This is a genomic window from Xylanibacter brevis ATCC 19188 (assembly GCF_000621725.1).
Lineage (GTDB): Bacteria > Bacteroidota > Bacteroidia > Bacteroidales > Bacteroidaceae > Prevotella > Prevotella brevis.
On sequence record NZ_JHXM01000002.1, the window covers coordinates 19,339 to 41,058 of the forward strand.

The 21,720-nt window shown below is 53.5% G+C and carries 13 protein-coding genes; 7 read left to right on the forward strand and 6 right to left on the reverse strand.

Annotated elements, in window-relative coordinates:
- Positions 1-99: 99 nt before the first annotated feature.
- A complete protein-coding gene (locus tag T433_RS0100995) occupies positions 100-2,055 on the forward strand; it encodes a glycoside hydrolase family 43 protein (RefSeq protein WP_081778297.1) in 1,956 nt (651 codons plus the stop codon).
- A gap of 395 nt (positions 2,056-2,450) precedes the next feature.
- Here T433_RS0100995 and T433_RS0101000 read toward each other — a convergent pair whose 3' ends face one another.
- Entirely contained in the window at positions 2,451-3,452 is a 1,002-nt protein-coding gene (locus T433_RS0101000) for a family 43 glycosylhydrolase (protein WP_027454503.1), read from the reverse strand.
- A gap of 210 nt (positions 3,453-3,662) precedes the next feature.
- Between T433_RS0101000 and T433_RS14270 the strand changes: the two genes are divergently transcribed.
- On the forward strand, positions 3,663-4,676 hold the full coding sequence (locus tag T433_RS14270; protein ID WP_081778298.1) for a sensor histidine kinase: 1,014 nt from the start codon (positions 3,663-3,665) through the stop codon (positions 4,674-4,676).
- On the forward strand, positions 4,673-5,959 hold the full coding sequence (locus T433_RS14275) for an NCS2 family permease (RefSeq protein ID WP_044108972.1): 1,287 nt from the start codon (positions 4,673-4,675) through the stop codon (positions 5,957-5,959). Before T433_RS14270 ends, T433_RS14275 begins: the two co-directional genes overlap by 4 nt.
- Here T433_RS14275 and T433_RS0101015 read toward each other — a convergent pair.
- From T433_RS0101015 to purL, 3 genes are read right to left on the reverse strand one after another with little or no spacing between them, the layout of a single operon-like run.
- Complete coding sequence (locus tag T433_RS0101015) at positions 5,953-6,528, reverse strand: chromate transporter (RefSeq protein ID WP_027449055.1); 576 nt, start codon at positions 6,526-6,528, stop codon at positions 5,953-5,955. The two genes, T433_RS14275 and T433_RS0101015, sit on opposite strands and share 7 nt — an antisense overlap.
- A gap of 2 nt (positions 6,529-6,530) precedes the next feature.
- Positions 6,531-7,073: a chromate transporter gene (locus tag T433_RS0101020; RefSeq protein WP_027454505.1), complete on the reverse strand. Its 543-nt coding sequence runs from the start codon at positions 7,071-7,073 to the stop codon at positions 6,531-6,533.
- A complete protein-coding gene (gene purL / locus T433_RS0101025) occupies positions 7,073-10,783 on the reverse strand; it encodes a phosphoribosylformylglycinamidine synthase (RefSeq protein WP_027454506.1) in 3,711 nt (1,236 codons plus the stop codon). The genes T433_RS0101020 and purL overlap by 1 nt, the downstream gene beginning before the upstream one ends.
- Positions 10,784-11,068: 285 nt before the next feature.
- On the opposite strand from purL, the gene T433_RS0101030 reads away from it, so the two are divergent.
- The 4 genes from T433_RS0101030 (at position 11,069) to T433_RS0101050 (ending at position 17,710) form a co-directional block, all read left to right on the forward strand.
- Entirely contained in the window at positions 11,069-13,528 is a 2,460-nt protein-coding gene (locus tag T433_RS0101030; protein WP_027454507.1) for a bifunctional UDP-N-acetylmuramoyl-tripeptide:D-alanyl-D-alanine ligase/alanine racemase, read from the forward strand.
- 279 nt (positions 13,529-13,807) lie between these two features.
- On the forward strand, positions 13,808-15,244 hold the full coding sequence (locus T433_RS0101040; protein ID WP_027454508.1) for a PTS galactitol transporter subunit IIC: 1,437 nt from the start codon (positions 13,808-13,810) through the stop codon (positions 15,242-15,244).
- Positions 15,245-15,271: 27 nt separating this feature from the next.
- Positions 15,272-16,246: a 5-dehydro-4-deoxy-D-glucuronate isomerase gene (gene kduI, locus T433_RS0101045; RefSeq protein WP_027454509.1), complete on the forward strand. Its 975-nt coding sequence runs from the start codon at positions 15,272-15,274 to the stop codon at positions 16,244-16,246.
- 6 nt (positions 16,247-16,252) lie between these two features.
- Positions 16,253-17,710, forward strand: coding sequence for an MFS transporter (locus T433_RS0101050; RefSeq protein WP_027454510.1), 1,458 nt, complete (start codon positions 16,253-16,255; stop codon positions 17,708-17,710).
- 108 nt (positions 17,711-17,818) lie between these two features.
- On the opposite strand, the gene T433_RS0101055 is transcribed toward T433_RS0101050, so the two are convergent.
- Together T433_RS0101055 and T433_RS0101060 are read right to left on the reverse strand one after the other, a co-directional pair.
- Positions 17,819-20,200 carry a glycoside hydrolase family 2 gene (locus T433_RS0101055; RefSeq protein WP_027454511.1) on the reverse strand — a complete coding sequence of 794 codons (2,382 nt, stop codon included), beginning with the start codon at positions 20,198-20,200 and terminating at the stop codon, positions 17,819-17,821.
- A gap of 34 nt (positions 20,201-20,234) precedes the next feature.
- A complete protein-coding gene (locus T433_RS0101060; RefSeq protein WP_027454512.1) occupies positions 20,235-20,972 on the reverse strand; it encodes a nitroreductase family protein in 738 nt (245 codons plus the stop codon).
- Between the last annotated feature and the right edge of the window lie 748 nt (positions 20,973-21,720).

Here is a 21,720-nt window from a genome sequence, read left to right on the forward strand (position 1 = left end):
CGAAAACCTTTTGCTATCTCATCCTTTTTCAGTACCTTTGCCTACTGAATGATAAACAAGTTCACTAAAACGAATTCAAACTAACTATCATAAACAATTATGTGTACTACAAAATCTCTATTGATGGCCCTTTTTATGGTCGCATCAGTATGTCCAGCGTCTGCGCAGAAAACCAAGCAGCCCGTGGCGTTGGAGCAGCAGGACCCCAATGAGATGGTGTCCTACCTTTTCACCTACTTCAACAGTAATGACCCCAAGGACGAGCAGATCTGCTATGCCTTGAGTGACGATGGCTACAACTACACACCGCTGAACGATGGTATGCCTGTGATTGAGAGCGACACCATTGCACTGACACAGTGTGTGCGCGATCCTCACATCCTTCGTGGCGAAGATGGCAAGACGTTCTACATGGTGGTCACCGACATGCGCTCATCGTTGGGATGGAGCAGTAATCGCGGTATGGTATTGTTGAAGTCAACAGACCTCGTCAACTGGCAGCACTCCACCATCAACTTTCCCACACGTTATACCAAGAAGTGGAAGAACGTGATTCGTGTGTGGGCACCAGAGACCATCTACGACCGTAAGGCTGGCAAGTATATGGTGTTCTATTCACTACGTACCAGCGACCACGGCTCTTACGATAAGATCTATTATCAGTATGCCAACAAGGACTTCACCGATCTGGAGGGCGAACCTCAGTGGTTGTTTGACGCCGGCAATGCCACCATCGATGGAGACATCGTCTATAACGATGCCGACCAGATGTATCATCTCTTCTACAAGCAGGAGTCGGGTAGGGGCATCTATCAGGCTGTGGCCAAGAACCTCACCGACAAGTGGCAGATGATTGGCGGCAACGTGGAGCAGACCAAAGAGGCCGTTGAGGGCGTCGGCGTCTGCAAGGCGATCGACGGCAAGTCGTGGATCATCATGTACGACTGCTATGGCAATGGTCACTATCAGTTCTGCAAGTCGGAGGACCTGAAGACCTTCAAGTTTGTGCAGAACACCGAGATGCGCGGCAAGTTCACCCCTCGTCATGGAACCATCATCCCTATCACCCGTGCTGAGAAAGAACGTCTTTTGAAGGCGTTCCCTAATCATAAGCAGCCCATCCTCAGCGGCTTCCATGCCGACCCCGAGGTGCTCTATTCCAGCAAGACTAAGAAATACTATATCTACAGCACCACCGACGGCACTCCCGGATGGGGTGGTCACGACTTCAGTGTGTTCTCTTCAGAGAATCTGGTTGACTGGAAGGACGAGGGCAAGATGCTCGACGTCAAGGGCGACCAGGTGAAATGGGCCACAGGCAATGCCTGGGCTCCCTGCATCATCGAGAAGAAGGGCAAGTACTATTTCTATTTCTCGGCCCACAACCCCAAGACCAACCGCAAGGAGATTGGCGTAGCCGTGAGCGATAGCCCCACAGGTCCCTTCGTGGATAGCGGTGCACCTATCATCACCGACAACGATCGTCCTAAGGAGGCTCGTGGCGGACAGGCCATCGATGTGGATGTATTCAAAGATCCCAAGAGCGGCAAGTGCTACCTGTACTGGGGCAATGGCTTTATGGCAGGCGCCGAGCTGAACGACGATATGCTCTCTGTAAAGAAGGAGACCATCACCCACATGACGCCCAAGGGCGGCAACCTGCAGACATGGGCATTCCGCGAGGGCGCCTATGTGTTCTATCGCAAGGGCACCTATTACTTCATGTGGAGTGTTGACGACACAGGTTCACCCAACTATCACGTATGCTATGGCACCGCGAAGTCACCTCTTGGTCCTATCATCATTGACGAACAGAACTATCTGGTGATCAAGCAGAAGCCCGAGGACAAGATCTATGGCACCGCTCACAACTCCGTGCTGCAGATTCCCGGTAAGGACGAGTGGTACATCGTTTACCACCGCATCAACAAGAACTACGTGAACCACGAGCCGGGCATTCACCGCGAGGTGTGCATCGACCGCATGACATTCGATAAGAAAGGTCGCATCATCCCCGTCACCCCGACACTGGATGGTCCTGCACCTCTGAAATAAACAACAAAAAAAGGATTCTGCCTCGACAGAATCCTTTTTTCTTTATAGCACCTTAGCCCTTCAAGCTATTAAAGCCATAGGTCTTGCCTCGCCATAGTGGCAGTTTCAAATGGTAAAACTGCCACTATTGTTTTCCAATACTTCCCCTATTGCTTTCTAAAACTGCCAGTTTTGCCTTCCAATACTGCCAGTTTTGCCTCGATTCTAGAGTCTAGAATGGCGTAGTCTAGAGTTTAGAAGTCAGTCGTCTAGTATCTAGAATCCCCTTTTCCAGACTCTAGCACAAAATCAAAACCAAAACTATTGCTCGATAAAAGTCCTTCTCTTATCCTGTAAAACGGTAAGAAAAGGACTTTAATTCAGCTCAAATAAAGCTCCAAGAGGCTGACAGTTCCTTACTTTTCCAAGTATGGCCACCCCTCTTTATTCCACTTGATAGGTCGCTGTATTAGGATGGCGCCACCGTTGAATTTCGTGGCGTAGCCATGACACACAAACCAGCTCTCGCCGTTCCAGTCGTAGGCTGAGCAGTGGCCGGCGGCCTCAAACTCCTTCTTATCGCCTTCAAAGAACAGGTTGCCTCCGCCTTCCAGCATCTTGCGGCCTTGACTGTCGAGGTAGGGGCCTGCCACGTTTTTCGAGCGTCCCACCGCCACGCGGTAGTTACTCTTCGAACCGCGACAGCAGTAGTCCCACGACACGAACAGGTAGTAGTAGCCACCATGTTTCAGGATGAAAGGCGCCTCGATGGCATTGCGACCGGCAAACTTCGACGTGGGGTTCTCAGCCGCACGAGGGTCGTTGGGCAGATGGCGGCGGGCGATGGTCACAGGTTTTGAAGCCAGATGCATGGTGGTGTCGAGTCGGGCTATCTGGATGCCGTCCCAGAACGAGCCCCATGTCATCCAGGGCTGGTCGTCATCGTCGATGACAAAGTTAGGGTCAATGGCGTTCCATTGGTCTCTTTTCTCTTTCGAGGCCACGATGCATCCACGGTCTTCCCATCTTCCGTTCAGTGCCTTTGCCGACATCAGACCGATGGCTGAGGTGTTCTTTCCAAACGTCGAACAGCTATAGGCCAGCCACCATTGTCCGTGCCATTTGATGACGTCGGGCGCCCAGACATGGTTCTTGAACCCTGGCACCGAGTCGTGGGTCCAGGCGGGCAGGTCTTCGATGTAGGGAGTTGCCTGTACGGTCCAGGTCTTACGGTCGCGAGAGGTGGCCCATTGCACGCCGATGCCCGTAGAGAGCAGGTAGTAAGTGCCGTTTTCATAAGCCATGACAGGGTCGTGTGCCATGATGGTGTCACTCGAAAAAGCCATGCGGCGTGGGCGTTGTGCTTCGGCCGTAGCGCAACAGGCTGCAATGCAGAGTAGTGCTAGTAATTTTTTCATTTGCTTTCGTAGCTTGTATTTTAATGATTGTTTTGATAGTTAATTGTCATATTTCCTTGCAAATATACGACGTTTAGTGCGGAAAACTGGCAAAAATGCGTCTTTATTATTGTAATTTAACCACTTTATGTTCATTTTGCTTTCATTTTCTTTGTTTGAGTCTTGTTTTTTCGTATCTTTGCCACAAAATAAAACTAAATTAATTGAAGCATGAAATTATTAAAGGTGTCGGCTCCTGTATTTTTGCTCCTGAGTTTACTTCTTATCTCGATGCCCGTTTGGGCCGATGCAGTGCAGGTCGATTCGTTGGCCACACTCGAAGAACTAAGAGCACAGAACGAGTTGCTTCAACAGCGTTCGCGATTCACAACGGGTGGTTTAGCCATGATCCTGACAATCACTGCCATGCTGGTTTTCTTAGTTATCAACAACCGTTGGAACCATCGTCTGGAAATCAAAAACCGACAGTTGGAGCGCGAGCGCAACGTGGTAGTGGCGCAGAACAAGCAGTTGGCCATCGAGCGCGACCGTGCTAAGCAGGCTTTGAGTGTCAAGACCTCTTTCATCCAGAGCATGACGCATGAGATTCGTACGCCTTTGAATGCAATCAGTGGTTTCAGTCAGGTGCTGGCCACTCCAGGTATCGACATCCCGCAGGAGGAGAGACTGGACCTGAGCACGCGCATCCAGGAGAACACCCGACAGCTCACCACCATCCTCGACGACCTTATCATGATTTCCGACTTGGAGAGCAACTGCATGGTACCCCCTCTCGAGGATTGTCCTGCTGCGGCTATCGTAGGTTTTGCGGCAGATGCTTTCCGTCCGTTATTCCCTGCCACGTTGACTTTCAATATAGAGAATAATGTGAGTGAAGACTTGATTGTGAAGACGAATCCGCACATGATTAATACCATCCTTCAGAAATTGTTGAGCAACGCGGTGAAGTTTACCAGTCAGGGCAGTGTCACACTTCGTCTTAACAGTACTGACGATCAGCTGTGTATCTCCGTTGTGGATACCGGTCCTGGTATTCCGGCCGATAAGAAAGACTTCGTGTTTGAGCGCTTCTCTAAGCTCGACAATTTTGTGCCTGGCACAGGTCTTGGCCTCTCTATTGCACGCATGATAGCCGAGCGCATCCATGGCACCTTGGATCTTGATACCAGTTATGTAGGCGGAGCAAAGTTAGATCTAGTTATTCCCATTCATTTCGACGTATGAAAGAAAAATTCCTCGCTTTGATGGGCTTCTCCGTTCATCGCCATAGCCTTAAGACGGAGATCGTCTCCGGTCTGACCACTTTCACCACCATGGTTTATATCCTGGCCTTGTTGCCAGCCATGTTCGAGTCGTTGCGAGGTGTGGGCTTCCCCGTTGACACCATGTTCACAGCCTCTATCCTGGCCACCATCGTTGGCACGCTGCTCATGGCTTTTCTTGCCAAGCGTCCTTTTGGTCAGGCGCCAGGTCTCACGCTCAACATCTTTTTTATTCAAACGGTCTGCTTGTCGCTGGGTTATCCCTGGCAGTTTGCACTGACGGCCGTGCTGATTGAAGGAATCCTGTTTGTGCTGCTTTGCATTGGAAACCTCCGTCAGCTAGTATTCGAACTTGTGCCTTCTTCTCTGAAGTATGCCATTGCTGCAGGTATTGGCTTCTTCATCGCCATGTTGGGCTTCAAGAGCAGTGGCATGCTGGCCGATGGCACCGTCTTCAACCATCTGGAGACGTTAGGCACGCCCACTTCCATTCTTTTCCTGATAGGACTTATTCTGACGGGCTTGTTTGCCATTCTGCATATTAAGGGCGGTCTGCTGCTCAGCATCGTCTTTGTGACACTGATTGGTATTCCCATGGGTGTGACCACGGTACCTGGCGAGGTGTTCTCAATGCCGGTATCGCCAGCCCCCCTTTTCTGTCAGTTTTCGTTGGATTACCTCTTCCAGCCCGATCTCTGGGTCTGTGTGCTTATCATGCTGTTCTTTGATGTTTTCGATAGTTTAGGTACTATCGTAGGTATCATGGCATGCACCGGACTGATACGTAAGAGTGGTCGTATTCCACATCTGCGTTCGCTCATGCTGAGTGATGCCCTTGCCACGGTGACGGGTGCATGTCTGGGATGTAGCACCGTGACGACCTATGCTGAGAGTGCCACTGGATTTGCTGAGGGCGGCCGTACGGGCGTTTCTGCTTTTGTTGTGGCCTTGTGCTTCACCGCCAGCTTGTTCCTGGCTCCCATCTTCCTGGCCATCCCTGCAGCGGCTACAGCACCTGTAATGGTCATGGCAGGTCTTTATCTCTTTGGTTCTGTGCGCCATATCTCGCTGACCAATACCAAAGAGATGATGCCAGCATTCCTCACCATCCTGCTGATGCCCGTCACGGGTAGCATCACCGACGGTATCATCGCAGGCCTTTTCTCCTATATCATTTTTGCTTTTATGGGTGGATTAGTCCATCGCGTGTTCCATCGTCGAGATACAACGACAGAGGATCAATAAAGGAGAAGGAGCCCGGCAAATCCGCTCATCACAATCATTTTGATGGGGTTCACCTTGAAGAACATGGTGCCCACAAAGGTGGCTACAAACAGCATCACGCTGATCACAAACTGCCACATGTTCTCGTCGGGTGTAGAGAAGTTTTCCTTGGTGCACAGCAACAAAGTGGCTGCGGCCAAGAGGCCTACCACGGCAGGGCGCAGTCCGATGAAGATAGACTGCACGCTGTTGGTCTTCATGTATTTCATGAACATCTTGCTGATCAGTATCATCAAGATGAACGAAGGTAGCATCAGCGCAAAGGTTGCTACGGCCGAGCCCAGTACAGACATACCCACACCAAATCCCGCATTATGACAGGCCGTGTAGCCGCAATAGGTAGCTGAGTTGATGCCTATTGGACCAGGTGTCATCTGACTGATGGCCACGATGTCTGTGAACTGCGAGGTTGTCATCCATCCCCAGTGATGCACCACTTCGCCCTGAATCAGCGACAACATACCGTAACCGCCGCCAAAGCCGAAGAGGCCTATTTCAAAGAATGTAATAAATAGATATAGGTATATCATTATTAAATGGTAGGTTTGATATATTTCCCGTAGCACCATCCGCAGATGGCTGCTGCCAGGATGATAAAGATAGGCGATACGCCCAGCAACCAGATGAGCAGCGCTCCTCCGATGGGTATCCAGCAGTTGGCCCATGACACGTGGGCGCTTTTTGCCAGATTGAAGGTAGGCACGGCGATGAGCGCCACTACGGCAGGACGGATGCCGCGGAAGATCGATGCTACGATGGGATTATCCTGAAACTCGTGGAAAAACATAGCGATGCCCAGGATAATCAGAAACGAGGGTAGGGCTGTGCCTAAGGCCGTGGCGATGGCACCACGCAGTTTGCTCAGCTTGTAACCAATAAAGATACTGGTGTTGATAGCAAACACGCCAGGACAACTCTGCGCAATGGCAATGATGTCAAGAAACTCCTCCTTGCTCACCCATTGCTTCTTGTTCACCACCTCTTCCTCTATTAAAGGTATCATGGCATATCCACCCCCGAGGGTGAATATGCCAATCTTAAAGAAGGTTTTAAATGATTCTAAATAGATGTTCATTACTTGTGCGCCTCCACCCACTTACGTGCATTCACGAAGGCCTCAATCCAAGGCGTTACCTCATCATTGCGACGGTCGGCAGGATACCAAGCGTTCTGCCAGGGGAACACGGCACGCTCCAGGTGTGGCATCATGCACAGATGGCGACCATCCTCAGAGCAGATACCTGCCACGTTGTAGTCAGAACCGTTGGGGTTAGCGGGATAGCCAGCGTAGTTGTACTTAGCAATCACGTTGTAGGCGCTCTCTGCCTCGGGCAACTGGAACTTACCCTCTCCGTGGGCTACCCACAGACCGAGCTTGTTGCCGCTCAGCGAACCGAACATCACTGAGTTGTTCTGAGGAATGCTCAGGCTGATGAACTCACTCTCGAACTTGTGAGAGTCGTTGTGCAGCATCTTAGCACCCTTAGCACCTGTGAGACCCAGCTCAACCATCAGCTGACAACCGTTACAGATACCCAGTGACAGGGTGTCCTTGCGGGCATAGAACTTATCCAGGGCCTCCTTAGCCTTGGGGTTGAAGAGGAAGGCACCAGCCCATCCCTTAGCCGAACCAAGTACGTCGGAGTTAGAGAAGCCACCGCAGAACACGATCATGTTGATATCCTCCAATGTCTCACGACCACTGATCAGGTCGGTCATCATCACGTCTTTCACGTCGAAGCCAGCCAGATACAGGCAGTAGGCCATCTCACGCTCACCATTGGTACCCTTCTCACGGATGATGGCTGCCTTGATGCCTGAAGGCTGACGGCGGTCGGCAGAGATGCCGTACTGAGCCAGCTTACCAGTAAAGTCCTTGTTGAACTGCATCTCGATGGGCTGCTTCTTGTAGTTCTCAAAGCGCTCCTTGGCCTTACCGTTGAAGCTCTGCTTGCGGTCGAGCAGATAAGAGGTCTTATACCAGGTGTCGCGCAGGGCATCGATGTCGAAGGTCAGCTCCTTGTCGCCAGCCTTTACAACGATGTTGCAGCTCTCGGGTACCGAGTAACCAATCTTAGCAAAGCCTACGCCCTGCTCTTCCATGAAGTCGGCAAACTCCTGCTTGTGCTCATCGCTCACCTCGATCACTACGCCGGGGTTCTCAGCGAAGAGGGCCTTCACTACATCGCCGTTCTTGCAGATGTCGTGCAGGTTGATGTGCAGACCGCCCTTCTGGTTGGCGAAGCACATCTCCAGCAGCGTGGTGATCAGACCACCGGCAGAGATGTCGTGACCTGCCATGATCCAACCCTTCTCAATCAACTGCTGAACAGCCATGAAGGCATCGGCGAAGTACTCGGCGTTCTTCACTGTGGGCACGTCGTCGCCCACCTTGCCAAGGCTCTGAGCAAAGGCCGAACCACCGAGGTGCTGCTCGTCGAACGAGAAGTCGATATGATAGAGTGATGCGTTCTTATCGTTTACCAATACGGGAGATACCACCTTCTTGATGTCTGACACCTCACCACCGGCAGATACGATCACGGTTCCCGGAGAGATAATCTTCTCACCGTTAGGATACTGCTGACTCAAAGACAGCGAGTCCTTACCTGTTGGTACGTTGATGTGCAGGTCGCAGCAGAAATCAGAGAGTGCCTTCACACCAGCATACAGACGGGCATCCTCACCCTCCTGTGAGCGACAAGGCCACATCCAGTTGGCTGAGAGACTCAGTGAATCCATGCCGTCGGCCAGAGGAGCCCAAACGATGTTGGTCAGTGCCTCGGCAACAGACAGTACAGAACCGGCAGCTGGGTTAGCCAGACCGGCCTGAGGTGCATGACCCAGAGCGGTGGCGATACCCTTCACGCCACGATAGTCGAGTGCTACTACACCACAGTCGCTCAGAGGCAACTGGATCTCACCCTGACACTGCTGGCGGGCAATCTTACCTGTCACAGAGCGGTCCACCTTGTTGGTCAACCAGTCCTTACAAGCCACAGCCTCCAGCTGGAGTACACGGTCGAGGTATTCATTAATCTTATCCTGACTGTAGGCCACGTCCTCATAGTGACGCTCTACAGTATTATCTTTCATGATGGTCTTGGGAGAGTGACCAAACATCTGAGCTACGTCGAGGTCGAAGGGCTTCACGCCGTCGCCCTGCTTGAACGAGAAGTGAGCATCGCCTGTGGTCTCACCAACCACATACAGCGGAGCACGCTCGCGCTCAGCAATCTTGCGCACGTGTTCGATGTGCTTCTCGTCGATGAGCAAGCCCATACGCTCCTGACTCTCGTTGGCGATGATCTCCTTAGAGCTCAAGGTCTTGTCGCCAATAGGCAGTTTGGTCATGTCAATCTCACCACCGCACTCCTCAACAAGCTCTGACAAGCAGTTCAGGTGACCGGCAGAACCGTGGTCGTGGATAGAGACAACGGGGTTCACATCCTCTTCGCAGAGTGCACGCACCAGGTTGTAGGCACGCTTCTGCATCTCGGGGTTAGCACGCTGAACGGCGTTCAGCTCGATACCGTTGCTGTAGCGACCTGTATCTACTGATGATACAGAACCGCCACCCAAACCGATGCGGTAGTTATCACCACCTACAACGACTACCTTGTTGCCTGGCTGAGGCTCCTTCTTCAGGCAGTCGCGCTTGGTGCCATAACCCACACCACCGGCCAGCATGATCACCTTGTCGTAAGCATACTTGGTGTCGTTGGGCTCCTGATGCTCGAAGGTAAGCACCGAACCGCAGATCAGTGGCTGACCGAACTTGTTACCGAAGTCAGAAGCACCGTTCGAAGCCTTGATCAGGATCTGCTCTGGTGTCTGATACAGCCACTGGCGCACGGGCAGGATGTTCTCCCAGTCGCGAGTCAGCTTGTCATCATCGGTCAAACGGGGATAGGCTGTCATATATACAGCCGTACCAGCGATAGGCCATGAACCTACGCCACCGCCCATACGGTCGCGGATCTCACCACCGGTACCTGTGGCAGCGCCGTTGAATGGCTCTACGGTAGTGGGGAAGTTGTGGGTCTCGGCCTTCAGTGAAATCACGCTCTCGATGTCCTTCACCTGGAAGTAGTCGCTGGTGCTCTGGTCTTTTGGAGCAAACTGCTCTACCACGGGACCCTGTGCGAAAGCGACGTTGTCTTTATAGGCAGAGAGAATCTTGTTGGGGTTCTCCTGTGTGGTCTTCTTAATCATGGCGAAGAGGCTAGACTCCATCTCCTTGCCGTCGATGATAAACGTACCACCGAAGATCTTGTGGCGGCAGTGCTCAGAGTTGATCTGGGCAAAACCGAAGATCTCTGAGTCGGTCAGAGGACGACCGTTCTGCTTCTCCAGTCCGTGGAGGTATTCAATCTCCTCGGGAGAGAGTGCCAGGCCCTCTTTTTCGTTGTATTCCTCCAGATTGTCCACATACTTGATGGGCTCTGGCTGGATGTTAATCGTAAAGATATCCTGATTCAGTCCTTCATACATGCGCTGCAGCATCTCGTCGTGCTCAGCATCTTTTGAATCAACTGCGAAGTACTCTTCTATACGAGAAATGCCGCTGAGTCCCATATTCTGAGTAATCTCAACAGCATTCGTTGACCAAGGGGTCACCATTTCGCGACGTGGACCGACGAAGAAACCTTCCATCGTCTGGGCATCAACAAGCTCGGCATTGCCGTAGAGCCAACAAAGTTCCTGAACTTCTGCTTGTGTGAGCTGATGATCCACCTCGGTGGCTATCACGCTCTTAGCGGGGGTTTTGAAGAAAAGAATCATAATTCCTTAATAACCTTATTAATATAGATGTTTTAATTTTGCTGCAAAGGTACAAAAAAACGTGTGAAGTACCAAAAAGAACTCCTTTGTTTTTTATCCTGTTATCTATTATTAAGGCGAATTTAATCTGTAAGACTCGGCATGCTCCAGGGACACCGGTGGCGATATGTAGCTGCTTGTGCAAATAAATTATAGCTGTCATCACATCAATTATAGCTATAATTTTTTGCGATTATATGAAAACTTAGTATCTTTGCAGCCAAAATAAGACGTAAATAGAATACGATGACTTACACAATAGAGAAGGTAGCGACGCTCATAGGAGCACGTCGTTACGGAGAGAGCGATACCACCATTGGGTGGCTTTTGACAGACAGCCGTTCACTTTGTTTTCCTGAACAGACTCTATTCTTCGCCTTGCGCACCAAGCGCAATGACGGACATAAGTATATTGACGAGCTTTACCGCCGCGGTGTTCGATCGTTTGTTGTCGAACAGGTGCCGGCCGACCGTGAAGCCCTTTATCCCGACGCCAACTTTCTGAAAGTGCCTTCGCCACTGGCAGCCTTGCAGCGCCTGGCCGAGCGCCATCGCGACGAGTTCGACATCCCCGTGGTGGGCATCACGGGCTCTAACGGTAAGACATGGGTCAAGGAGTGGCTCTACCAGTTGTTGATGCCGTCGATGAAGGTGACACGCTCACCGCGCAGTTTCAACTCGCAGATTGGCGTGCCCCTGTCGGTGTGGTTGCTCAACGAGCAGACCAAGGTAGCTCTGTTTGAGGCTGGCATCAGCGAACCCGGCGAGATGCTGTCGCTCCACGACATCATCCAGCCCACCATCGGTGTGCTCACCTCTTTAGGTTCTGCACACCAGGAAAACTTCCGCTCTATGGACGAGAAATGCATGGAGAAACTGCAGCTCTTCCGCAACACGCAGGCGGTGGTCTATCCTTCTGACGATGACACCGTGAGCCGATGTGTGCGCCGTTCGCAGTATCAGGGCGAGCGCATCGGCTGGTCGCGCTACAGCGAGAAGGCTCCCATGTATGTCAAGGTCGATGACCATCATATCTCCTATATATATAAAGGTGTAGAGGGCTCGTTCGATATTCCTTTCACCGATGAGGCCAGCATCGAGAACTCTATCACCTGTGCCACGGTGGCGCTTTATCTGGGACTTACGCCCGAGGAGATTGCCGAGCGTATGTCGCAGTTGGAACCCATCGCCATGCGTCTGGAGGTGAAAGAGGGCCAGCGCGGACTCACGCTGATCAACGACTCCTACAACAGCGACATCAACTCGCTCGACATCGCACTCGACTTCATGAACCGTCGTCCTGAGTTGAAAGAGAAAGCCAAGACGCTCATCCTGAGCGATATCTATCAGAGTGGTGAGTCGCCAGCCGAGCTCTATGGCGAGGTGTCCGACTTGCTCGTGAAGCGTGGCATCGACCGTTTCATCGGCATCGGTCCTGAGATTACGTCGCAGGCCAACCGCATCGCCGTGGAGAAAAAATGGTTCTTCACCACCGTCGATGAGTTCCTGCAGAGCGCACTGTTCCATTCGTTGCACGACCAGATACTTCTGTTGAAGGGCGCCCGCTCGTTTGGTTTCGAGCACATCAGCGAGCTCCTGGAACAGAAGGTTCACGAGACCATCCTCGAGGTGGACCTCAATGCAGTAGTCGATAACCTGAACCACTACCGCTCGTTCATGAAACCTGGCACCAAGATGGTGTGCATGATCAAGGCAGATGCCTATGGTGCCGGTGCCGTGGAGATTGCCAAAACACTGCAAGACCACCGTGTGGACTACCTGGCTGTGGCCGTGGCCGACGAGGGTGTGACTCTGCGTAAGGCTGGCATCACCCAGAACATCATCGTGATGAACCCCGAGATGTCGTCCTTCCAGACGCTCTTCGACTACGACCTCGAGCCCGAGGTCTATTCGTTCCGCCTGATGGAGGCCCTCATCAATGCAGCCAGTAAGCAGGGCATCACCGGATGGCCCGTCCATATGAAGCTCGACACGGGCATGCACCGCCTGGGCTTCGACCCCGAGCACGACATGGAACGTCTTATCGACTGCCTCAAGCATCAGCAGGCCATCATCCCCCGTTCGGTGTTCTCGCACTTCGTGGGTTCCGACAGCGATGACTTCGACGCCTTCTCGGCCCATCAGTTCCAACTGTTCGACAAGGCCAGTCGCCAGTTGCAAGACGCCTTCCAGCACAAGATACTACGCCACATGGACAACTCAGCCGGTATCGAGCACTTCCCCGAGCGACAGATGGACATGTGTCGTCTGGGCATTGGTCTTTATGGTGTGGATCCTCGCACCAACCAGATGCTCTCTACCGTCTCTACGCTGAAGACCACCATTCTGCAGATGCGACCTGTCAAGGCCGGCGACAGCGTGGGCTATAGTCGCAAGACCATCCTAGAGCGCGACAGCATGATTGCCGCCATACCTATCGGTTATGCCGACGGCCTGAACCGCCACCTGGGCAATCGCCACGGCTACTGCCTGGTGAACGGCCAGAAGGCTCCCTACGTAGGCAACATCTGCATGGACGTAGCCATGATCGATGTCACCGACATCGACTGCCACGAGGGCGACAGCGTCGAGATCTTTGGTAAGAACCTGCCCGTCACTGTGCTCAGTGACACCATCGACACCATCCCCTACGAGGTGCTCACCGGTGTTTCAAACCGTGTGAAGAGAATTTATTTTCAGGATTAAGAAAGACCTCACCCCCGGTCCCTCTCCGAGGGGAGAGGGGAGTCATAGGATATGGGCGCGCCGACCTTTTCTTCTAATAAAGGTCGGCGCGCTTCTTTTTTGCTAGCTTTTGGCCCTCAGGCTCTCCGCTCTTTGCTCCCTTCTCCGTAGGCCTCGGCTTGGCCTCGGCATTAAAGTTGCAAAAAATTTTCGTGTTTACGATTATTGTTGTATCTTTGCACAGGCTAAGAGAAAACCTGGCCAAACAACTACACTAAAACAAATAATTTTTAAGATAAGATGGAACAAGTCTTTAGTTACATTATTCAGTTGGGAGCGTCGGTCATGATGCCGATTCTCTTCACAATCATCGGCTTATGCATCGGCATGAAGTTCGGCAAGTCGCTCAAGAGTGGTCTTTATGTGGGTGTCGGTTTCGTAGGACTGGGCATCGTGACGGCTCTGCTGACCACCAATTTCAACACCCCGCTGGATGCCGTTTCTAAGATTTTCAACCTCGACCTGAAAGTGTTTGACATGGGATGGCCTGCAGCAGCAGCTGTGGCCTACAATACGGCAGTGGGTGCGCTGATTATCCCCATTTGCTTGGGCATCAACTTCCTGCTGCTCATCACCAAGTGCACACGCACGGTGAATATCGACTTGTGGAACTACTGGCATTTCGCTTTCATTGGCGCTGTGGCCTACTTCGTGATGGACGAGAGTCTGCTGTGGGGCTATTTCGCTGCCATCAGTTGCTATATCGTCACGCTGGTCATGGCCGACCTGACGGCCGACCGCTTCCAGGGCTACTATGAGAATATGGAAGGTATCTCAATCCCTCAGCCTTTCTGTCAGAGCTTTACACCGTTTGCCATCGCCATCAACTGGCTGCTCGATCGCATTCCAGGTTTCTCTAAACTGGATATCGATGCCGAGGGTCTGAAGAAGAAGTTTGGCGTGCTGGGCGAACCGCTGGTGCTCGGTGTCATCGTGGGTGCCCTGATTGGTGCTGCCGCACACTATGATCACTTCATCCATTTTGAGGCGTATGCCGCCGGCTTCGCTTCTACGTCGGATGCCGTGATGAGCATCGTGAAGTCTGTGCTCTTCCTGGGTGTGACGATGGGTGCCGTGATGGAGCTGATTCCCCGCATCACCCGTCTGTTTATCGATGGCCTGATGCCTATCTCCGAGAAGACTCAGGAGGTGGTGAAGCGTAAGTTCAAGGGCAAGAAAGTGTATATCGGCATGTCGCCTGCACTGGTGATTGGCCATCCCACCACGCTCGTTGTGTCGCTGTTGCTGATTCCCGTCACGCTGATTCTGGCCATCGCCCTGTCGAAGGCAGGCAACCAGTTCCTGCCATTGGCATCGCTGGCCGGCATGTTCTATGTCTTTGTGATGGTGCTGCCCTTCACCAAGGGTAATGTGGTGAAGACCTTTATCGTGGGCTTGGTGGCCGTGACCATCGGTCTTTATTTTGTCACCGACATGGCGCCTGCCTTCACCAATGCTGCCAACACGGTATTCGCTGCTACGCAAGACAAGGCCGCCCAGATCCCCGAGGGCTTCCAGGCCGGTGCCTTGGACTTCGCCTCTTCGCTCTTTGGCTATGTGGTCTATGCCTGTGTGAAATACCTGCAGTGGATAGGCATGGGCGTTCTGACATTGCTGACAGCAGCGATGGTGGTATGGAACCGCCTGCGCATCGTTCGAGAGGAAAAGAAATCATAATAGACAAATCCTAAAACAGTTTGAGATATGAAAAAAGCAATCATGAGTTTCGCCCTGTTGATGGGCGCGCTGGGTGCCAATGCCCAACAGACCGTGAACTTCCAGACGGCTTGCCATCCTGAGGATGTGAAGCACTACGACACGAAGACACTGCGCGAGCGCTTCGTGATGGAGAAGGTGATGGAAGCCGACAAGATCAACCTGACTTATTCGCATTACGACCGCTTCATCTTTGGCGGTGCAATGCCCGTGGCCAAGACGCTGAAGCTGGAGAACTTCCAGGAACTGGGACTTGACGTGGATCCCACCATCAAGGATAAGTATTTCCTCTACAACCGCGAGCTCGGCGTGGTGAACTGCGGCGAGGGCGACGGCGTGGTCATCGTCGATGGCAAGGAGTATGCACTGGCTCCCAAAGAGGCTCTCTATATCGGTCGTGGACATATTGCCAAGGGCAAGGATGTGAACAAAGAGGTGCTCTTCCGCTCAAAGGATGCCAAGAAGCCTGCCAAGTTCTACCTGAACTCGGCCACCGCCCACCAGCACTACAAGACGCAGTGGATCACTCTCGACGGTCGTAAGGGCTCGTTGAAGGCTGCCGTCTGGGGCCCCGTGGGCTCGCTGGAGGAGTGCAACAACCGTACTGTGTATAAGCTCATCGTCAACGACGTGCTCGAGGAAGGTCCCTGTCAGTTGCAGTTGGGTCTGACCCAGCTGAACCCCGGTGCTGCCTGGAACACCATGCCTCCTCACACCCATGGTCGTCGCATCGAGGCCTACTACTATTTTAACCTGCCTCAGGACCAGACCATCGCCCACATCATGGGGCAGCCCGATGAAAGCCGCGTGGTATGGTTGCACAACGAGCAGGCCATCATGAGTCCTGAATGGAGCATCCATGCTGCTGCCGGTACCTATTACTATACCTTTATCTGGGGTATGGCAGGCGAGAACCTCTACTATAACGACAAAGACAACATTCCCGTAATTGATATCCGTTAACGCATCATGACACCTGTTGAAACCTCAAAGATGACGAACTTCCGTTGGGTGATTTGTGGCATGCTGTTCATGGCCACCACAATCAACTATATGGACCGTCAGGTGTTGTCATTGCTCAACACCAACTATATCTCTACCGAGTTCCACTGGGACAACGACGACTATGGCACCATCACCGCCATCTTCTCGCTCTTCTATGCCTTTATATCGCTCTTTGCCGGTCGCTTCATCGACTGGATGGGCACTAAGAAAGGCTATATCTGGGCCATCGTGGTGTGGAGCATCGGTGCCTGTCTGCATGCAGGCTGTGGCGTGGCCACCTGCTGGTTGAACGATATTGATAGCATCGAGACCCTGCGCACCGTGGAGAAAGCCTCGCAGGTAGGTCTCTTCGGGCTCACCGCCAGTGTGTGGCTGTTCATCGCCTGTCGTATGATACTGGCCATGGGTGAGTCGGGCAACTTCCCCGCAGCCATCAAGGTCACAGCCGAGTATTTCCCTAAGAAAGACCGTGCCCTGGCCACCTCTATCTTCAATGCCGGTGCCTCTATCGGTGCCCTCATTGCGCCGCTCACCATTCCCGCTCTGGCCGATGCCTTCGGTTGGGAGATGGCCTTCATCATCATCGGTGCCATCGGCTTTGTATGGGCTGGCCTCTGGGTGTTTGTCTATACGTCGCCCGTCAAGAGCCGCTTTGTCAATAAGTCCGAACTCATCTATATCGAGTCTGACAGAGAAGTCGAGGCCATCGATGCTGCTACTGCCGACGAGGCCGATAACGGCCCGAAGTTCTCGCTTCTGGACTGCTTCAAGTATCGCCAGACGTGGGCTTTCATCGTGGGCAAGCTGTTTACCGACGGTGTGTGGTGGTTCTTCCTCTTCTGGGCGCCCGACTATTTCAACCAGCTGGGCTATCCCGTCACCACGATGACCGGCAAGATGTTGCTCTTCGTGCTCTATCTCATCGTCACCGTGGTCAGCATCTATGGCGGCTACCTGCCCAAACTGTTTGTAGAGAAGCGCGGCATGAATCCCTATATTGGTCGCATGCGTGCCATGCTGATCTTCGCCTTCTTCCCCATCTTCGCCATGTTTGCTCAGCCCCTGTCGGGCATCTCGCCCTGGATACCTGCTGTCATCATCGGTTTGGCGGGTGCTGGTCATCAGGCATGGTCGGCCAACCTCTATTCCACTATTGGCGACATGTTTCCCAAGTCGGCCGTAGCCACTATCACTGGCATCGGCACCATGTTTGGCGGACTGTGCAGCTTTGCTATCAACAAGACCTCGGGTGTGCTCTTCGACTATGCCGAGGCTCAGGGCGAGGCTTTCACCTTCTTTGGCCAGACGGGCAAGCCTGCTGGCTACATGATCGTGTTCTGCTACTGTGCCGTGGCCTACCTCATCGGTTGGGTCATCATGAAGGCTCTGGTGCCTAAGTACAAGCCTGTGGTCGTAGAATAAATAAAAAAGACCCCCTCCTAACCTCCCCCTGTGAGGGGGAGGAATAGGTTGAAAACCAATTGAGAGGTCTGAGTTTCTTTATATCTCGAAGGACATCATAAAAAACAATTACTGAATCTTTATTTCAGCAGACTGCAGGAAAGGTGCGGTGGCCGTGATGACGGTCTCTGCACCTTTTGCTTTGTGGAAGTAGCCCACCAGGCGGCCGTTGAGCACGCGCAGACGGTTCTTCTGCTGACGCGCGTTCACGGTGGGATCCATCATGTCGCCATTCTCCAGTCCCAGCAGTTGCGCTCCGTGCAGGTGGATGGTCACCTCGTTGTCGGCCTGGCGCACCACGTTGCCTTGCTCATCGACCACCTCCACGAAGAGGTGAGCCACCGAGTCGGTGCTGAGACGCAGCGCATAGGGCGCCTTCGTCTCGGGCAGTTCGTAGCTAGCACCGTTTGAAGCCTCGCAGCGCAGTGTGCCGCCCTTGTAGTTGATCTCCCAGAAAGGCATGCCGGTCTGCTCGTCGCGCTGCATCTGGCAGTCGGCGGGCTTGCCGTCTATCAGCAGTTGGGCGGTGGCAGCATTGGTGAAGCACACCACGCGCTGCTTGCCTCGATTGCGATTGCCGCGGTGCAGCGGGTACATCTGGATGAAGCAGACGGGCTTGTCGCTCCACAGCGCAGCTCGATACCAGCCGCCGGGCTTGCGCTGACCAGCCAGGTCGAGCAGTCCGGCCGACGAGCCGCGGGCGGGCCAGGGACCGCTCTCGCCCAGATAGTCGATGCCCGTCCACAGGAACTGTCCGAAGATGTGGTCGTTGTCGCGCACTGCACGCCATGCATCCATGTCGTGACGGTTCTCCGAACCATAGATCACGCGCTGCGGATAGCGCTGGTGGTCCACGTCGTAGCGACTCTCGGTGTAGTTGTAGCCCACCACGTCGATGGCGCTGGGGTAGGCCGTCTCGTTAGACATCACCACACCGGCCAGTGCACCTGTGGTGGGGCGTGAGCGGTCAATGTCTTTCACCACCTTGGCCAGTCGCTGGGCGATGCAGCCAATGCGCTCGGCGTTGGGCTGCTCGGGCTTATAGCCACCATAGGCCGGCTGCGTGAAGTCAGTGCCGTTGCCGTTGAGCACCGGGTGAGAGTAGGGGTCGTTGGGGTAGTCCACCTCGTTGCCTATAGACCACATGAACACCGAGGGGTGACAGCGGTCGCGGCGCACCATGTCGGCCACGTCGCGCTCTATCCACTCCTCGAAGTAGGTGTAGGTGCCCTGGAAACCGGGCACGCCCTTGTTCCAGCCCTTCAGCCACTTGCGCTTGGGGAACTCCCATTCGTCGCTGGCCTCGTCCATCACCAGCATGCCCAGCTCGTCGCACAGGTCGTAGAGCTCGGGAGCGTGCGGGTTATGGCTCATGCGGATGGCGTTCACGCCGATGGCCTTCAGCTCCACGATGCGGCGGTGCCACACCTCCTTAGGCACGGCGGTGCCCAGCACGCCGGCATCGTCGTGCAGGCAGACGCCCTTCACCTTCATCCACTGGCCATTCAGGGCAAAGCCCTTGTTGGGTGAGAAGTCCAGCGTGCGCATTCCAGCCTTCACGGTGGAGGCGTCCAGCTGTTCTAAGTTGGAGGATAGGGTGGTGGTGAGTGTGTAGAGATAGGGGTCGTCCAGGTTCCAGCGGTGTGGATTGTTGACGTTCAGTCTGACGGTCTTTTTCTCTTTGGTCTGTATGGCGGTAGAGGTCTGTGCCACCACCTTGCCGCTGGCGTCCAGCAGTCTTACGTCGGCCTTTAGCGGCAGCTTGGCCGACTGGTCGGCACGTTCATCGGTGGTCTCCACATCCACCTCTACCACAGCCTTGCGCTTGTTGATAGACACCAGTCGGTAGGCCGTGCCCCACTGTGCCAGATGCACCTCGGGGGCTTCGATGAGCCACACGTTGCGGTTGATGCCCGAGCCCGTGTACCAGCGCGAGTCGTTCTCCTGGTCGTGGCTCACGCGCACGGCAATCATGTTCTGTCCGTCTGCGCGCAGATAGGGCGTCAGGTCATACATAAACGAGGCGAAGCCCGACGGACGGCTGCCCAGCAAGTGTCCGTTCAGGTACACCTCCGAGTAGTTGTAGGCTCCTTCGAAGTAGATAAAAAGCCTCCCCCTTGTCCCCTCCGAGGGGAGAGTGAGTGCTTTCCTATACCAGCCGATGCCGCCGGGCAGATAGCCCTGGCACGAACCCTTGTCGGGCGACATGGGCTGTTCGATGCTCCAGTCGTGGGGCAGTGACAGGCGGCGCCATGCGGTGTCGTCGAAGCTGGCCTCCTTCATGGAGGGTTGTTCATAGATGTGCTGAGTGCTGTCTATGCGCAGAAAGCGCCAGTCGTCGTTCAGCAGACGGGCATTGCCAAACGACACCTGTGCCCACAGGGCGAGTGGCGACAGCAGGCATGCTGCCATCAGCGACAGCAGCTTGTTGCAGAGAGTAGTTTGTTTCATGATGATGATAAAATGAAGTGTTTATGGTTTGTTCTTACAGAAATCCCTGATGCTTCAAGGCCTCCATGAGTCCGGCCGACATAGCCTCGTTGTCCTTGCGGGTGTAGCGGATGTCTGTGAAGATCTGTGCCAGCGTCTCCTTGTGGTTCAGCTCCACAAAGTGCTGGTTCTCGGGCAGCGCCTCTTTCTCGCGGTAGTAGGCATCGATGGCGGCAGGCGTATAGTCGCTGTAGGTCTCCTGGTGTACAAAGCTCTCCAGTGGCAGGCGGTCGCTCAGCGCTGGCTCTTCGGCGGGCCAGCCCACGGTCAGCGTGGCCACGGGCATCACCAGCTGGGGCAGTTGCAGCGTGTCGATGATCATCTGCGGCATATAGACGGTGGTGCCCAGATAGCAGTAGCCCAGTCCCTCTTCGTCCATGAGGTTGCAGAGCGTCTGCGTGTAGAGCAGGGCGTCGATGGCCGCATTCTGAAACGACAGGAAGTTGTTGTAGCCCGGTTCAGCCTTTCGGCAGCGTGCCCACTGGCTGGTGCGGTTGAAGTCGGCGCAGATGGTCAGCACCACGGGTGCCGCCGTCACCATGGGCTGGTTGAAGTGGGCGGGTGCCAGTTTGGCTTTCATCTCGTCAGATCGTGTCACGACGACGCTATACAGTTGCAGGTTGCCCATGGTCTGTGTGCGGGCGGCCTCGGTCATCAGTCTGTTCAGCAGCATCTCGTCCACGGGACGGTCGGCATACTTCCTGATGCTACGGCGTGATAATAAATTCTTCATCTTGCTTTATATTTTCTTTTCCAGTGGCAAAGTTAGTGAAAGTCGAGAGAAGAACAAAATTAATTAATTTTTTTTATGTTAGGTCATTCCCTTGTGGGTAAACAAAAACCGTTAAAACCCGCTGCTGTTGTTGTCGATGAGCTCATCGACAACAACAGCAGCGAAAAACCCCAAAAAACAGGCTACGCCTTCGTTTATAAGTTTAAAAAACAATAACTATTAAATTTTGTTCATAGCCTTTCCCTTATTTGCGTCCCTTTGGCAGCAAGCATCCCGTGGTCGAGAGGGGAAGGTTAGGAGGGTGCATGAGGTTAGGAGGAAATCTGTTTTTTTAGGACCGAAGGTCCGAGGTTTTTCCTTTTTGAGCCAGAGACCCTGAAAGGGTAACGTTGTTAGTGGAAGACGAGCTGTGAGCTTGCTCACAAGTAAGTCTTCCACTAACAGCATTAAAGCCTCGGTAGAGGCTTCTGGCTCAGAAAGGGGTTTTTAAAGGTTTTTGTTATTAAACAAGGGCAGTTTTCACGTGCAGAAGTGGCAGTTTTATGGCGCAGAAGTGGCGGCTTTAGATTGTAGTACTAAAACTATTGTTTCGGGGCTAGCCCCTGGAAAGGAGAAATCCAGGGGCTGGATGAGCCGCATCTAGGGGCTGCATCTGGCGCATCCAGGGGCTAGATGAGGAGCAAAAGTTACTGTTTTGCATGATAAAAGTAACTGTTTTAGGAGACAATAGCGTAACTATTGCGAGGGA

Excerpts from the sequence above, each read along its gene's own strand:
- T433_RS0101040 (WP_027454508.1), top strand. The coding sequence starts at position 13,808 with ATGGAACAAGTCTTTAGTTACATTATTCAGTTGGGAGCGTCGGTCATG.
- T433_RS0100995 (WP_081778297.1), top strand. The coding sequence starts at position 100 with ATGTGTACTACAAAATCTCTATTGATGGCCCTTTTTATGGTCGCATCA.
- kduI (WP_027454509.1), top strand. The coding sequence starts at position 15,272 with ATGAAAAAAGCAATCATGAGTTTCGCCCTGTTGATGGGCGCGCTGGGT.
- T433_RS0101050 (WP_027454510.1), top strand. The coding sequence starts at position 16,253 with ATGACACCTGTTGAAACCTCAAAGATGACGAACTTCCGTTGGGTGATT.
- T433_RS0101000 (WP_027454503.1), bottom strand. The coding sequence starts at position 3,452 with ATGAAAAAATTACTAGCACTACTCTGCATTGCAGCCTGTTGCGCTACG.
- purL (WP_027454506.1), bottom strand. The coding sequence starts at position 10,783 with ATGATTCTTTTCTTCAAAACCCCCGCTAAGAGCGTGATAGCCACCGAG.
- T433_RS0101015 (WP_027449055.1), bottom strand. The coding sequence starts at position 6,528 with ATGATATACCTATATCTATTTATTACATTCTTTGAAATAGGCCTCTTC.
- T433_RS14275 (WP_044108972.1), top strand. The coding sequence starts at position 4,673 with ATGAAAGAAAAATTCCTCGCTTTGATGGGCTTCTCCGTTCATCGCCAT.
- T433_RS0101060 (WP_027454512.1), bottom strand. The coding sequence starts at position 20,972 with ATGAAGAATTTATTATCACGCCGTAGCATCAGGAAGTATGCCGACCGT.
- T433_RS0101030 (WP_027454507.1), top strand. The coding sequence starts at position 11,069 with ATGACTTACACAATAGAGAAGGTAGCGACGCTCATAGGAGCACGTCGT.
- T433_RS0101055 (WP_027454511.1), bottom strand. The coding sequence starts at position 20,200 with ATGAAACAAACTACTCTCTGCAACAAGCTGCTGTCGCTGATGGCAGCA.
- T433_RS14270 (WP_081778298.1), top strand. The coding sequence starts at position 3,663 with ATGAAATTATTAAAGGTGTCGGCTCCTGTATTTTTGCTCCTGAGTTTA.
- T433_RS0101020 (WP_027454505.1), bottom strand. The coding sequence starts at position 7,073 with ATGAACATCTATTTAGAATCATTTAAAACCTTCTTTAAGATTGGCATA.